This window comes from Xanthomonas sp. JAI131 (genome assembly GCF_013410075.1).
Taxonomy (GTDB): Bacteria; Pseudomonadota; Gammaproteobacteria; order Xanthomonadales; family Xanthomonadaceae; genus Xanthomonas_A; species Xanthomonas_A bonasiae.
Map to the genome: position 1 here is coordinate 35,092 of NZ_JACCCN010000004.1, position 12,794 is coordinate 47,885.

At 69.2% G+C, this 12,794-nt stretch carries 12 protein-coding genes; 2 read left to right on the forward strand and 10 right to left on the reverse strand.

Annotation, left to right across the window (positions count from 1 at the left end; genetic code table 11):
- Positions 1–101 precede the first annotated feature (101 nt).
- The 7 genes from rarD to HDC36_RS16735 all read right to left on the reverse strand — a co-directional run bounded on the left by rarD (position 102) and on the right by HDC36_RS16735 (position 8,530).
- Positions 102–1,007, reverse strand: a complete 906-nt coding sequence (rarD, locus tag HDC36_RS16705; protein WP_179569555.1) for an EamA family transporter RarD — start codon at positions 1,005–1,007, stop codon at positions 102–104.
- Positions 1,004–1,906 carry a drug/metabolite exporter YedA gene (yedA, locus tag HDC36_RS16710; protein ID WP_179569557.1) on the reverse strand — a complete coding sequence of 301 codons (903 nt, stop codon included), beginning with the start codon at positions 1,904–1,906 and terminating at the stop codon, positions 1,004–1,006. Before yedA ends, rarD begins: the two co-directional genes overlap by 4 nt.
- A gap of 791 nt (positions 1,907–2,697) precedes the next feature.
- A complete protein-coding gene (locus tag HDC36_RS16715) occupies positions 2,698–3,918 on the reverse strand; it encodes a PQQ-dependent sugar dehydrogenase (protein WP_179569559.1) in 1,221 nt (406 codons plus the stop codon).
- A gap of 90 nt (positions 3,919–4,008) precedes the next feature.
- Positions 4,009–4,194, reverse strand: coding sequence for a hypothetical protein (locus tag HDC36_RS16720; protein WP_179569561.1), 186 nt, complete (start codon positions 4,192–4,194; stop codon positions 4,009–4,011).
- A gap of 93 nt (positions 4,195–4,287) precedes the next feature.
- Positions 4,288–5,943: a M28 family metallopeptidase gene (locus HDC36_RS16725; RefSeq protein ID WP_179570530.1), complete on the reverse strand. Its 1,656-nt coding sequence runs from the start codon at positions 5,941–5,943 to the stop codon at positions 4,288–4,290.
- 150 nt (positions 5,944–6,093) lie between these two features.
- Positions 6,094–7,017 carry an MBL fold metallo-hydrolase gene (locus tag HDC36_RS16730; protein ID WP_179569563.1) on the reverse strand — a complete coding sequence of 308 codons (924 nt, stop codon included), beginning with the start codon at positions 7,015–7,017 and terminating at the stop codon, positions 6,094–6,096.
- Between the two features lie 220 nt (positions 7,018–7,237).
- On the reverse strand, positions 7,238–8,530 hold the full coding sequence (locus HDC36_RS16735) for a tryptophan--tRNA ligase (RefSeq protein WP_179569565.1): 1,293 nt from the start codon (positions 8,528–8,530) through the stop codon (positions 7,238–7,240).
- A gap of 110 nt (positions 8,531–8,640) precedes the next feature.
- Here HDC36_RS16735 and HDC36_RS16740 point away from each other — a divergent pair, with 110 nt between their 5' ends.
- The gene (locus HDC36_RS16740; protein ID WP_179569567.1) at positions 8,641–9,495 is read left to right on the forward strand and encodes a hypothetical protein; all 855 of its coding nucleotides are present in this window, start codon (positions 8,641–8,643) and stop codon (positions 9,493–9,495) included.
- 70 nt (positions 9,496–9,565) lie between these two features.
- Here HDC36_RS16740 and HDC36_RS16745 read toward each other — a convergent pair whose 3' ends face one another.
- The 3 genes from HDC36_RS16745 to HDC36_RS16755 all read right to left on the reverse strand — a co-directional run bounded on the left by HDC36_RS16745 (position 9,566) and on the right by HDC36_RS16755 (position 11,768).
- Complete coding sequence (locus tag HDC36_RS16745) at positions 9,566–9,781, reverse strand: CsbD family protein (protein ID WP_145703764.1); 216 nt, start codon at positions 9,779–9,781, stop codon at positions 9,566–9,568.
- A 242-nt stretch (positions 9,782–10,023) separates the two neighbouring features.
- The gene (locus tag HDC36_RS16750) at positions 10,024–10,884 is read right to left on the reverse strand and encodes a DMT family transporter (protein ID WP_179569569.1); all 861 of its coding nucleotides are present in this window, start codon (positions 10,882–10,884) and stop codon (positions 10,024–10,026) included.
- Positions 10,884–11,768, reverse strand: coding sequence for a MurR/RpiR family transcriptional regulator (locus tag HDC36_RS16755; protein WP_179569571.1), 885 nt, complete (start codon positions 11,766–11,768; stop codon positions 10,884–10,886). Before HDC36_RS16755 ends, HDC36_RS16750 begins: the two co-directional genes overlap by 1 nt.
- Before the next feature lie 84 nt (positions 11,769–11,852).
- Here HDC36_RS16755 and HDC36_RS16760 point away from each other — a divergent pair, with 84 nt between their 5' ends.
- The gene (locus HDC36_RS16760) at positions 11,853–12,749 is read left to right on the forward strand and encodes an oxidoreductase (RefSeq protein WP_179569573.1); all 897 of its coding nucleotides are present in this window, start codon (positions 11,853–11,855) and stop codon (positions 12,747–12,749) included.
- Positions 12,750–12,794: the final 45 nt, after the last annotated feature.

Below are 12,794 nucleotides of genomic sequence, written 5' to 3' on the forward strand. Positions count from 1 at the left end.
TTGGGGATGCGCAAGGGCCGAAGCCGCTCATAGCGGTAGCGTAGCGGCCCGCGCAGGTCGCCGTTACAAATCCCCAATCCCGAATCCCCAATCCCGGCCTCTCAGGCCCCCCGCCGCCCCCAGCCCGAGCGCCACAAACTCTCGCCGGCGAACAGCAGCAAACCCACCCAGATCGCGGCGAAGCCGATCGCCTTGCCGCTGTCGAACGGCTCGCGGAAGAACCACACCCCCAGCAGCAACTGCAGGCTCGGCGCGATGTACTGCAGCAGGCCGACCAGCGACAGCGGAATGCGCCGCACGCCGTAGGCGAACCCGATCAGCGGCACCGCGGTGACCACGCCGCCGAACACCAGCAGCAGATCGTTGCGCCAGCCCCACCCGGTGGCGAAACCGCCGCCGTGCCCGGTTTCGCTCCACAGCACGAAACCCAGTGCCGGCAGGAACAGGTACAGGCTCTCCACGCCCAGTCCGGCCACCGCATCCACCTGCACCAGCTTACGCAGCAGGCCGTACAGCCCGAACGAAGCGGCCAGGCTCAGCGCGATCCACGGCAGCGCACCGGCATCGACGGTGAGCCACGCCACACCGAACGCGGCGCACGCCACCGCCAGCCACTGCAACGCGCGCAGCCGCTCCTTCAGCACCAGCACGCCGAGCAGCACGTTGACCAGCGGATTGATGAAATAGCCCAGGCTGGCCTCGATCACGTGGCCGGCGTTGATCGCCCAGATGTACAGGCCCCAGTTGAACGCGATCGCCAGGCTGCTCAGCGCCAGGATCGCCAGCGCGCGCGGCTGCGCGGCGATGCTGCGCCACCACTGCAGGCGCGTGCGGTACAGCAGCCAGCCCACCACCAGCACCGCGCTCCAGACGATGCGGTGGGCGATGATGTAGGCCGACGGCACCGCCTTGAGCAGATGCCAGTACACCGGCACCACGCCCCACAGCGCGAAGGTCAGCGCGGTGATCAACAGGCCGCGGCGCGTGTCCTGCTCGGTGACGCTCATCGCCGCGTCCGCGCCACGGTGATGACCACCACGCCGGCCAGGATCACCGCCATCGCGCCCAGGTCGCTGGCGCTGAAGCGCTCGCCGCCGAGCCAGCTGCCCAGCGCCACCGCGATCACCGGATTGACGTAGGCATAGCTGCCGGCCAGCACCGGCCGCACGTTCTGCAGCAACCACACGTAGGCGGTGAACGCCACGATCGAGCCGAACACGCACAGGTAGGCGACCGCCATCAACGCGTGCGGCGTCGGCCACGCGTGCGGGCGTTCGCCGCTCAGCAGGCCGGTGGCGACCAGCAGCACGCCGCCGCACAGCATCTGCCCGGCCGCGGCCATGAACGGCATCGGCAGATCGCGACCGCGCGACCACACCGAGCCGAACGCCCAGCCGATCGGCGCGATCAACAGCAGCACCAGGCCCTTGGGGCTGGCGCTGAGGCTGCTGCCGGCGTTGAGCCACAGCACGCCGGCGAACCCGACCACGATGCCCAGCCATTCGCCGCGGCTGGCGTGCTGCCCGCGCAGCGCGCCGAACAGCGCCATCCACAGCGGCACCGAAGCCACCGCGACCGCGGCCAGGCCGGAGGACACCTGGCGCTCGGCCAGCACCACCATGCCGTTGCCGCACAACAGCAGCAGCGCGCCCAGCACCGTCAGCGACCCCCATTGCGCGCGCGTCGGCGCGGCCACGCCGCGCCAGCGCAGCACCGCGTACAGCAGCGAGCCGGCGACCACGAAGCGCAGTCCCGAGACCATGCTCAACGGCGGCGTGCCGCCTTCCAGCGCGAAGCGGATCGCCAGATAGGTCGACCCCCACACCACGTAGACCAGCAGCAGCGCGAGGACGACGAAACCGCCACGCGCGGGGACGGCGGCGACGGGAGAAGGCGGGGACGACATGCGCAGAAGGACCGGGCGGTGTGGAAATGGATTCTAGGCCAGCGGCGGCGACCAGCGACAGCAGCGCGGCGCGGCGCGATACGCGTGGCACGCTGTTTTGCACGTGGCGCACGCGCCGCGTTCGCGATGTATCGACGATGCATGCTCGATCTCGATCGTGGCAGCGCACGCGCTTTCCGCGCAGGAGCCGTCGTGGCGAAGTCGGTCCATCGATGCCGCACGCCGCGCTGGCGAGCTCGTCCGCGTCGGGACTGAAGTCCCTCCCACAGTGCCCCCATCCGGCTGGCCGCAAGTCCTTTGTAGGAGCGGCTTCAGCCGCGACGAACGAAGTCGGGAGCTGCGCCGGCTTCGGACACTGTCTGTCGGGGCTGAAGCCCCTCCTACAGTGCACCCAGCCCGCTAGCCGCGAGCCTCCTGTAGGAGCGGCTTCAGCCGCGACGAGCGAAGCCGGAAACTGCGCCGGCTTCGGACACTGTCTGTCGGGGCTGAAGCCCCTCCTACAGTGCACCCAGCACACTAGTCGCAAGTCCCTGTAGGAGCGGCTTCAGCCGCGACGAGCGAAGCCGGAAACTGCGCCGGCTCCGGAGACCATCTGTCGGGGCTGAAGCCCCTCCTACAGTGCACCCAGCCGGCATGCCGCAAGCCCCTGTAGGAGCGGCTTCAGCCGCGACGAGCGAAGCCGGAAACTGCGCCGGCCTCGGACACGGTCTGCACCGGTCGATCACCTTCCGCATGACGGCGGTTCGCAACTCAGCGGGCGCACGATAGCGCCAGGAACACCGCCAGTGCGCCTACTTCGGTGTGAGCCGGAACAGGCCACCGGCCTTGGCGTCTTCCAGCAACCACAGCGAGCCATCCGGCGCCTCCTCGATATCGCGGATGCGCTTGCCGATGCTCCAGCGATTGACCGCGGTGGCGCCGCCCTTGCTATCGACAGTGACGCGGATGATGCCCTGGCTGACCAGGCCGCTGATCAACGCGCTGCCCTTCCACTGCGGGAACAGGCTGCCCTTGTAGAACATCAGGTTGCCGGGCGCGATCACCGGCACCCAATAGATCGCCGGCTTGGCAAGATCGGGCCGCGTCTCGGGTTTGGGAATCGGCACGCCGTTGTAATTGACGCCATACGAAACCAGCGGCCACCCGTAGTTCTTGCCGCGCTGGATCAGGTTCAGTTCGTCGCCACCGAGGGGACCGTGCTCGAGTTCCCACAGCCGACCGTCAGGCCCGAAGGCGAGGCCGTAGGGGGTGCGGTGGCCGATGGACCAGGTTTCGGCCGGCGTGAGGTTGGCGTTGGGGAACGTATAGGTGCTGACCACCGGCGCCGTCTTGGCCGCCTCGGTATCGGCCGCCGGATCGATCAGCGGGATGGTGCGCGCACCGCCCCTGCCTGCCCACGGGTTGCCCGGCGCGGGCTTGCCGTCCAGCGTCAACCGCAGGATCTTGCCCACTGGTTGATTGAGATCCTGTGCCGGCGTGAAGCGCTGGCGATCGCCCACCGTGAGGAACAGATACTGGCCATCCGGCGAAAAGGCGATCTGCGCGCCGGCCTGGCCGCCCTTGCCCGTGGGCATCTGGCGCCATAGCACCTTGAAGTTGTCCAGCCGGGCCTCGTTGCCCTCCACCACCAGTCTGCCTCGGCCCATGGCCAGGCCGCCGCCGTAGTCGCCGGGTGCCACATACGTCAGGTACACACTCTTGTCGATGGCGTAGTGGGGCGACACGAACACGCCCAGCATGCCGTTCTGGCCTTCAACGTAACTGGCCGGCACGCCCTTGAGCTCGGTCTTGGCGCCTTGCGGAGTCACCAACTGCACGCGACCGACCTTCTCGGTGATCAGCATGCGGCCATCGGGCAGGAACGCGATGCGCCAGGGCAGATCGAAGGTGGCCACCTTGGTGACGTTGAAAGGGAGCTCAGGGTCGGGCTTCTGATTGCCTGCGTTGGTCTGCGCGTGCGCGACACTCGTCAGTAGGACTCCGAGCAGAACCGCATTTGCCAGCGTCTTCATCTGCATGATTCCTCGCGTCCAGGTGGCGCGAGGAATCGTAGTGGTTTCGGCGCCGCCTGGGTGTGACAACGGCCCATCCTGGGATGTCGGTCAGAACAGCCCGTCGACCAGCAACGCTCCACCGGAGACTTCGAGGACGTTTCCGGGGACATAGGGATGGGTCGTCAGGAAGACCGCCGCGTGCCCGACGTCGGCGATCGTGACGGGCGCCAGGTCCAGGGCGAGGGAATGCGACAGCGCGTCTACCGCGGCGAACGTCGAGGTGACGGCCGCCATGCCAAGCTTCGCCCTCGCTCCAATGCCGCCGCCAAGGAAGGTCGTCGAGCCGTTGCGCGCCAGGTGCGGAGCGGCATGGCGGGCGCCCCCCCCTCAGCGCCGCGCCGCCTCGCTCGCATCGCGCGCCGGCTTGAACTCCGAACCGTCGTCCCAGCGCGGCCATTCGCGGCTGTCGGCCAGGCGCTGGCCCAGGTCGTACAGCAGCAGCGTGTCGGCGGCATGCCCGGTCGGATCCCAGGACGCGCTCCAGCGATCGCAGGGCTGGTGGTAGCAGTCGGCGAAATAGCGGTCGCGGATCGCCTTGCCGGCGGCCACGCCGCCGTCCAGCTTGTCCAAGCCAGGCCCCACCGTGATCGCCGGCACCCCGGCGCGGGCGAAGGCGAAATGGTCGGCACGATAGAAGAAGCCCGCCTCCAGGTTCGGATCCGGCGAATAGGCGCGGCCGCGCGCCTGCGCCGCGGCGGCCAGGTCGCGCTCCAGCGACACCCGCCCGCGGCCCCACGAGGCGATGTCGCGGGTGGCGCCGTCGGGGCTGAACATTTCGCTGTTGATCACCGCCACGGTGGTCGCCAGCGGCGCCAGCGGATGCGCGGCGTAGTAGGTCGCGCCGAGCAGGCCCTTCTCCTCGGCGGTGAGCGCGATGAAATACAGCGTGCGCTGCGGCCGCGGCCCGGCGGCGAAGACCCGCGCCAGCTCCAGCACGCTGGCCACGCCGGTGGCGTTGTCGATCGCGCCGCGGCGGATGCGATCGCCGCTGGCGTCGGCCGCACCGATGCCGAACGCGTCCCAGTGCGCCGAGTAGATGATGGTCTCCTCGGGATGCGTGGCGCCTTCCAGCTTGGCCACCACGTTGTGGGTGACCACGCGCTCGCGCTTGAGCGCGAAGCGCACCGACAGCGCCGCATCGCCCAGCGCCTGCGGGCGGAAGTCGGCGCGCTGCGCGCGCTGCTTCTCCGCCTCGAAATCCAGCCCGGCGCGCTGGAACAGCGACACCGCCAGTGCGCGCTGCATCCAGCCGCGTACCGGCACGTGCTGCGCGCGCGCCTGCGCGTCGCTGCGCTCGATGTCGAACAGCGGCGACAGCCCGGAACTCTTCACCGTGGCCCAGCCGTACGCCGCCGGCGCGGTCTCGTGCACGATCAGCACGCCGGCCGCGCCCTGCCGCGCGGCTTCCTCGTACTTGTAGGTCCAGCGCCCGTAGTAGGTGACCGCACGGCCGTCGAAGGCGCCGGGCTGCGGCGTCTCGAAGTCGGCGTCGTTGATCAGCATCACCGCGATCTTGCCCTTCAGGTCCACGCCCTTGTAGTCGTCCCAGCCGCGCTCGGGCGCGTGGATGCCGTAACCGACGAACACCAGCGGCGCGTCCTTCAGCGCTACCTTGCTGCCGGGACGCAGGCTCTGCAGCACCACGTCCTCGCCGTTGACCAGCGCCTGCGAGGCGCCGGCCACACGCAGCGTCGCCGTCACCGGTCCGTCGACCTGCGCGCGCACCAGCGGCACCGCCTGGGTCCAGCCGCCGTCGTCGCCCGCCGGTTGCACGCCGGCCAGGCGGAACTGTTCGCTGAGATAGGCGATGGTCTTGTCCTCGCCCGGCGTGGCCGGCGCACGGCCCTCGAACGCATCGGACGCCAGCGTGCGCACATGCCGCTCCAGCGCCTCGGCATCGATGCCGCCGCCGGGCAGCGCCTCGTTGGCCGCCTGCGCGGCGCCCCCCATGAACAGGCAGGCGGACAGCAGCAACATACGCATCGGATTCACGGCAACGACCTGGAAAACAGCGGGCCGCACAGTGTAGAGCGTGACACCGTCACGAAACAGCAATGAGGTGGATCGAGATGCGAGATGCGCAGACACACCGCTTTTCCCATTCCCGATTCCCCAATCCCGAATCCCGGCCCCTCACCGATCCAGCCAGCAGCCCAGGCCCTGCGCATTGAGCTCGATATCCATCTGCAACACCCGCTCCACGCCGGCATCGTCGAGCGGGCAGCCATGCAGCCGCGCGCGCTCCAGGTACAGCGCGCTCAGCGCGGCGACCAGGCAGCGATGGCGATCGGAACGCCCGTCGCAACCGCGCGCGATCGCCACCATCGCGTCGAGTTGCTCGAACAGCTCCGCCGCCAGCGTGTCCGCCGCGCCGACCGGGCCGTAGTGGGTCAGATACAGCGTCTCCGGCGCATGGCCGAGCATGCGCTGGATCGAGGCGCGCATCGCTTCCGGATCGAACTGCACCGGCGAGGAGGTCGGGATCACGAACGCGCCCTGCGCGCTGTCCAGTTCGCGGTACGACAGGCCGAAGGTGTCGCCAGTGAACCAGCTGCGGCTGCGCGCGTCCCATACGCACAGATGATGGCGCGCGTGGCCGGGCGTATCGATGCACAGCAGTTCGCGCTCGCCCAGCCACAGCCGATGGCCGTCCTCGGCGACGACGACGCGCTCGGCCGGCACCGGCACGATCGTGCCGTAGCTGCGCGCGATCTCGGCCGCGCCGTACACCGCGGTAGCGCCGGCGATCAGCCGCGCCGGATCGATCATGTGCGGCGCGCCGCGCGGATGCACCAGCAGGCGCGCGTTCGGCAGCTGCTGCAGCAACGCGCCGGCGCCGCCGGCGTGGTCCAGGTGGACGTGGGTCAGGATCAGCCAGTCCACGTCGCCCGGCGCCAGGCCGGCGCCGTCGAGCGCGGCCAGCATGGCCGGCAGCGAGTGGCTGGTGCCGCAATCGACGAACGCGCCACGCCCGTTCTCCACGATCAGGTAGGCCGCATCGAACTGCGCGCGCTGGAAGCCGGTGTCGATGAGATGGATGCTGGGGTCGCGTGGCATTGCGCAAGGCGGTGGCTGGGCGAACCTCCATTCTAGGCCGTATGGAGGCGGTTGCCAGCCCTGCGCGGAGCGGTGGTCAGGCCGACGACCCGGTTCGCACGCGGCCCGCGCTGCTGCCCGCTTCTCTGCAGGAGGGGCTTCAGCCCCGACCGGGCGTTACCGGTAATGCCCGGTCGGGGCTGAAGCCCCTCCTACAGGAGTGCTTCGCCGTGCACTGCGTTCAGCCCGCGTCGCGCAGCCGCTGCAGCGCGGCCAGCACGGCCTCGGCGGGCACCGCCAGACTGAATTCTGCGGTCTGCAGCGCATCGGCGCGATCGGCCTGCTTGAGCGCGCCGATCACGCGCCCGGCATCGCGCGGCGACGCGAAACCGCCGCTCTGCAGCAGCAGCGCGCCTTCGCCGTCGAGCAGCTTGAAGTAGAAGCGGCCGTCGCCTTCGCGGTACTGCTTGAAGCTCGGCAGCGCCTGCCTGGCCGCGGCGGCATCGGCGTGCCCGGCCTCGCGCAGCGACAGGTCGCGCAGGCCCACCGCATGCCGCAGTTCGGCCAGGAACGGCGTGGCATAGCGCGCGCGCAGGCGCTGCGCGTTGTCGCGCAGGATCGCCTCGATATCGCCCGGCCGCGCCATCAGCGCCTCGTAGCGCTCGCGCATCGGCGCGATCTCCGCATCGATGCGCGCGAACAGCTGTTGCTTGGCCTCGCCCCAGCCGATGCCGCCGGCGAAGGCCTGCGCGAACGCGGCGGTCTCCTCGTCGCTGGCGAAGGCCTGGTACAGCTGGAACAGCGCCGAGCCCTCGGTGTCCTTCGGCTCGCCCGGCGCGCGCGAATCGGTGACGATGGAGAACACCCGCTTCTTCAGTTCCTCGCGCGGGGCGAACAACGGAATCGTGTTGTCGTAGCTCTTGCTCATCTTGCGCCCGTCCAAGCCGGGCAAGGTGGCCACGTTCTCGTCGATCAGCGCTTCGGGCAGGGTGAAATAGTCGCGACCGTAGACGTGGTTGAAACGCTGGCCGAAATCGCGCGCCATCTCGATGTGCTGGATCTGGTCGCGGCCCACCGGCACCTGCTGCGCGTTGAACAGCAGGATGTCGGCGGCCATCAGCACCGGGTACATGAACAGCCCGGCACTGACCCCGGCATCGTCGTCCTCGCCGTCGGCGCGGTTCTTGTCCACCGCCGCCTTGTAGGCGTGGGCGCGGTTGAGGATGCCCTTGCCGGCGACGCAGGTCAGGAACCAGGTCAGCTCGTTGGTTTCCGGCACGTCCGACTGGCGGTAGAACCACACCTTCGACGGATCCAGCCCGGCCGCCAGCCACGAGGCGGCGATCTCCAGGGTCGAGCGCTGGGTGCGCGCCGGGTCCTGCGCCTTGATCAGGCTGTGCAGGTCGGCCAGGAAATAGAAGCTCTCGATGCCGGGGCGCAGGCTGGCCTGCAGCGCCGGGCGGATCGCGCCGACGTAGTTGCCCAGGTGCGGGGTGCCGGAGGTGGTGATGCCGGTAAGGACGCGGGTGGTCATGCGGGGAATCGACGGCCAGAAGAAAACCCGGCGAGTTTAACCGCTGCGCGGCAACCCCGTTCCGGCGCATGGCGCGTTCAACAGCAGGTCCCTTCCGTGGAGTCGCCGTGATGCGCAAGCCCGCCCGCCTGTTTTATTCGACCCGCCCGATCGGCCCGATCTCGATCGCCTTGCTGTGCATCGGCCTGTTGTGCGGTTTCCGCCCCTACCCCGCGCCGCCCGCGTCCGCTCCGCTGGTGGAGCTGAGCGTGATCGACCGCGACGCCGACGGCGCCGATCTGCCGCAGTACGTGCAGCGCGGCCAGCGCTGGATCGCCGCCGCGCCCGGCCACCGCTATGCGCTGCGCCTGACCAACCGCAGCGGCCGCCGCGTGCTGGCGGTGCTGTCGGTGGATGGGGTCAACGCGGTCAGCGGCCAGACCGCGGCCAGCGACCAGCGCGGCTACGTACTGGCGCCGTGGCAGAGCACCGAGATCGCCGGCTGGCGCAAGTCGCAGCGCGAGATCGCGCAGTTCGTGTTCACCGACCTCGCCGACAGCTACGCCGCGCGCACCGGCCGCCCCGACAACGTCGGCGTGATCGGCATGGCGGTGTTCGAGGAAGCGCCGACGATCGTGCCGCAGGCGAGCGTCGAGCAGGACAGCGAACAGCGGTACGGCGAGCGCGCTGCGGCGCCGGTGGCGCCCGCGCCCGCAGCCGCCGCACGCGCGCAGGAAAGCGACGCGGCGCAGGGCAAGATGCAGCGCCTGGGCACCGGCCATGGCGAACGCGAATGGTCGCCGTCCAGCGTCACCGAGTTCGAACGCGCCAGCGACGTGCCGCGACAGCGCCTGCAGCTGCGCTACGACAGCCATGCGCGGCTGGTCGCGCGCGGGGTGATCCCGCGGCCGCGCCCCTACCCGCGCGTGGCCGACGTCCCGCAGGCCTTCCCCGGCGACTTCGTGCCGGATCCGCCGGCGCGCTGAGCCTGCACGACCGCGCAAAAACAAACGGGCCGCATCGCGGCCCGTTTCTGCGTAGAGCGCATCGACCGCCTCAGTCGCGGTATTCCTTGCCCAGGCCGTCCTGGAAGGTGCGCACTTCCTTCTCGGCGCGGTCGCGATCCCAGCCGTAGCGTTCCTGCAGCTTGCCCGACAGGTACTGCGCATTGCCGGAGGCCACGTCGAAATCGTCGTCGGTCAGGTCGCCCCACTGCGCCTTGATCTTGCCCTTGAGCTGGGTCCACTTGCCGGAAATGATGTCTTTGTTCATAGCATCGCTCTCGTTGGAGGTGGGCGGCGATTGCACCGCGCGCACAGCATTGCGCCTGCGCCGTTGCCGATCGATCAATGCGCCGTCAACGGCGCATGAGCACGATGAAGCGTTTATCGCGGGCTTGTCGGCCAAACCAGGACGGAATGCCAAACCGTCATCGTCCACGGTTTCTCATTCCATACAGAACAAAGAAGCCACAACCGGGCATCGGCAGCCGATTGCGACGCTTCGCGCCGCGGTCAGAACCCTATCGCCGCGATCCCGGCCAGCACCACCACGGCGCCGACGATGCGCCGCGCGAGATGATCCTCGCGAAAGAGTGTGCACGCGAGCAGCGAGCCGATGACGACGGAAGACTCGCGCAAGGGCGCGACCAGCGCCACCGGCGCGCTCTTCATCGCGGTGAGCACAAGGATGTAGGCCAATGGCGAGAACACGGCCACGATGAGGATCGGCACGGCGTCGGTGCGGATGGCAGCCCGGATCCGATGCCGTCGGCGCAGCGCGCTCGGGACCAGGATCAGACTCTGCAACAGCAGAGTGGCGGCGTAGTAGCTCACAGGCGCCAGTTGCAGAGAAGTGACCGCATAGCTGTCCCAGAGGGTGTAGCTGGCGATGGTGGCGCCCGTCGCGGCGCCCCAGCGCAGTCCATGCAGCGGACGGCGGCTCCCGCTTTTGAACGGATTGCCGCTGACGACCAGGATGCCGGCCACGACAAGGAGCGCGCCGAACGTTGCGATCGTGGTGAGATGCTCTCGCAGGAAAAGGACGGCGAAGAGCATGGTCAGCAACGGCCCCGTGCCGCGCGCGATCGGGTAGACCACGCCGAACTCGGCACGGTCGTAGCCGGCCTGCAACGTCATGGAGTACGCGATATGCAACACCGCCGAGACCGCGGCGCCCACCACGAGTCGCCAGTCGAGCGCTTGCTGCGCATTGGCGATGAAGACGAGGCTGATCGGAACATAGAGCAGCGCTGCGGCGCAGGTAGACGCGAAGACGAACAGCAACGTATCGCCGCGCTTGTACTTCGAAGCCAGGTTCCATGCCGCATGTGCGACCGCTGCCGCGAGGACCAGTGCAATGGCGCCAGGCTGCATCAGGTGATATCAGGCAGGTCCATGCCGGCCCGTTCCGCCCGACGGCTGCGCTCCGGGTCGCGCAGTGCCAGGGAGGCGGCCAGCGCGTCGACGACGACGAGCTGGGCCAGGCGGCTCGCCGCTGCAGCCATCTGCCCCGGCAACGGCGCGCCGCCCACCACGAGCGCGGTGTCCGCCAGGTTCGCCAGCGGTGTGCCGTACTGATTGGTGACCGCAATGAGCGAAGCTCCGGCGGAGGACGCCGCATCCGCGATGGCGAGCGTGCTCGAGGTGCGCCCGGTCGAACTGACGGCGATGACGGCGTCTTCCGGGCCCAGCAGCCGCGTCGCGATCATCGCCGACAGATAGTCCGCGATGCCGATGGTGGTCACGCCCACCGCACGCAGGCGGAAAACCGCGTCCGCAGCGACCGTCGCCGACGGACCGGCACCGAACACGATCACTTGGCGGGCAGACAGGAGCGTCTCGACCGCCCTGTCGAACGCAGCGAGTTCGACCGCCCCGCCGAGCGCGGTCAAGGCTTCGCTGCCTGCGCGGGCGCAGGCCTCCAGCACCGCGGCCGAGCTCGCATCCGCGGCGAGCGCTTCAGGCGGCGCGAAGAAGCGGGTGGTACCGCGCGCGCGGGCGATCTCCATTTTGAGTTCGGCGAATCCGCCGAACCCGATCGCACGCGCAGCGCGGACCACGCTCGGCGGCGAAACGCCGGCACGGGCGGCGACCTGCGCCGCAGTGCTCGCCCCGACAAACAACGGATCGGCAAGCAGCAGCGCGACGACTTTGGCTTCGCTCGCGGCGAGATCGCCGCTGCGCGCCTGGACGTTCCAGATCAGCTGCACCAGTCGCGCATCGATCTCCGTAACGGCGTTACATTTGTTTTTCTTCATATGTAATACGTTACACTTGTCGTGCGGCAAGCACCACCACCGCGTGAGCAGCTGCTCCGCAGCTAGGCGAAGGAGTCCGTTTCAATGAACACCCAATGCGATGCAGCAATCGCCGTGCTCGGCCCGGGAGCCATCGGCACCACCATCGCAGCGGCGCTGCACGAAGTGGGCCGCACGCCCCTGCTGTGCGGCCGTACGCCGCGCGATCGGCTGACGCTGCGCGATGGCGAGCGTGTGATCGTGGTTCCCGGCCCGGTGCGGACTGATCCAGCACGCATGGAGCGGACGGTCGACCTGGTCTTTCTCGCGGTCAAGTCGACACAGAACGCCGCGGCCGCGGAATGGCTCGCGGCGTTGAGTGGCCCGGACACCGTCGTGTGCGTCCTCCAGAACGGGGTCGAGCAGTTGCAGAACGTCACTCCGCATTGCCCACGCGGGCACATCGTTCCGGCTGTCGTCTGGTTTCCTGCGCAAATGCAATCCGACGGGTCGGTGCACCTGCGCGGCGACGTGCGCATCAGCCTGCCGGACACGTTGACGTCCCGTGTGGTGGCGAAGGCACTGCAAGGCACGCGCTGTTCGGTCGATCTGGCCTCGAACTTCCAATCTCTGGCGTGGCGCAAGCTGCTGCAGAACGCGGCAGCCGGACTCATGGCGCTCGCGCAGCGCCGCTCGGGCATGTTCGGCCGATCCGACATCTCCAGGCTCACCCTGGACTACCTGCAGGAGTGTCTGGCCGTGGCCCGCGCCGAGGCCGCGGAGTTGGGCGACGATGTGCCGCAGGCGATCCTCGACAACTTCCAGGCTGCCCCCGCCGACATGGGCACTTCGATCCTGACGGATCGCCAGGCCGGCCGGCCATTGGAATGGGATATCCGCAATGGCGTCATCGCGCGTCGCGGACGGGCTCACGGCGTTGCCACGCCCATCAGCGATGTCGTGGTGCCGCTGCTTGCGGCCGCGAGTGACGGTCCTGGTTGACGCTGCGGACCAGGCTTCGCGCAATTCAGCGCGATAGCGGCTGCA